Here is a 1,265-nt window from a genome sequence, read left to right as displayed (position 1 = left end):
CCGCCGCGGGCGCCGGCCCCCGCGCGCGCCGCCGCCCGACGCCGGACCTCACGACGACGCGCGGATCACCAGTTCCGTGGGGAGCACCCCGTGACGGCGCTCCGGGCCGTCCGGGCCCGGAGGACGGCGGTCCGCGATCTCCGTCAGCAGCAGGTCGATCATCGCCCGGCCCATCTCCTCGATGGGCTGGCGGACGCTGGTCAGCGGCGGGTCCATGTGGCGGGCGATGGCCGAGTCGTCGTAGCCGACCAGGGCCACGTCGTCCGGTATGCGGCGGCCCTGCTCCCGCAGCACCTGCCGAGCGCCGGCCGCCATCACGTCCGAGCCGGCGAAGACCGCGTCCACGTCCGGGGCGCGCTCCAGCAGACGGGTCATCGCACGACGGCCGCCTTCCTCCGTGAAGTCCCCCGGCTCGACGAGGAGTTCGTCCGCCGTGACACCCGCCTCCCGCAGGGCGTCGCGGTAGCCGTCGACGCGCCGCTGGGCGCCGTAGACGTCCATGTGGCCGGTGATGTGGGCGACACGGCGCCGACCGCGGTCCAGCAGATGCTCCACGGCCGAGCGCGCGCCGCCGTAGTTGTCGGAGTCCACCGAGGGCAGCGTCTCCGCCGCCGAGCGCGGGCCGCTGATCACCGCCGGGATCTCCAGCTGGGCCACCAGGTCGGGCAGCGGGTCGTCCGCGTGCACCGACACCAGCAGCACCCCGTCCACGCGGTGCGCGGCCAGGTACTGGGCCAGCCGGCGCCGCTCGCGGTCGCCGCCCGCGAAGATCAGCACCAGCTGCATCTCGGTGTCGGTCAGTTCGGCGCCGACGCCGCGCAGCATGTCGGAGAAGTACGGCTCCGCGAAGAACCGGGTCTCCGGCTCCGGCACGACCAACGCGATCGCGTCCGTGCGGTTGGCCGCCAGGGCCCGCGCGGCGGTGTTGGGCACGTAGCCCAGTTCCGCGACCGCCGCCTCCACCGCGGCGCGGGTCGCGTCGCTGACCCGCGGCGAGCCGTTGATCACCCGGGACACGGTGCCCCGGCCCACGCCGGCCCGTGCAGCGACCTCCTCCAGGGTCGGCCGCCGGACCCCCCGGCTTCGCCCACCGTTGACCGCCATTGTCGCCGCCTTCCGTTCACAGCCGTCAGGCCAGGAATGTAACAGCAGGGGCCCGTCCTGCTCCCGCCCCCATCGTCCCTCCGCTTTCACCCCCGCGGCCCCCAGGTCCCGGCCCGCGCAGAAGCGACCGGGCCGCGCGGGACCGCGAGCAGTCGCGGTCC

At 75.4% G+C, this 1,265-nt stretch carries 1 protein-coding gene; it reads right to left on the bottom strand.

Features of this window, described 5'->3' with window-relative positions:
- Positions 1 to 48: 48 nt before the first annotated feature.
- Positions 49 to 1,104: a LacI family DNA-binding transcriptional regulator gene (locus ACWDUZ_RS38560; protein WP_451636488.1), complete on the bottom strand. Its 1,056-nt coding sequence runs from the start codon at positions 1,102 to 1,104 to the stop codon at positions 49 to 51.
- Between the last annotated feature and the right edge of the window lie 161 nt (positions 1,105 to 1,265).

The organism is Streptomyces sp. NPDC003393 (genome assembly GCF_053589015.1).
This window is presented reverse-complemented; position numbering and strand designations above follow the sequence as displayed.

What these genes read in the sequence shown, in the direction of transcription:
- ACWDUZ_RS38560 (WP_451636488.1), bottom strand. Translation starts at nt 1,104, where the DNA reads ATGGCGGTCAACGGTGGGCGAAGCCGGGGGGTCCGGCGGCCGACCCTG.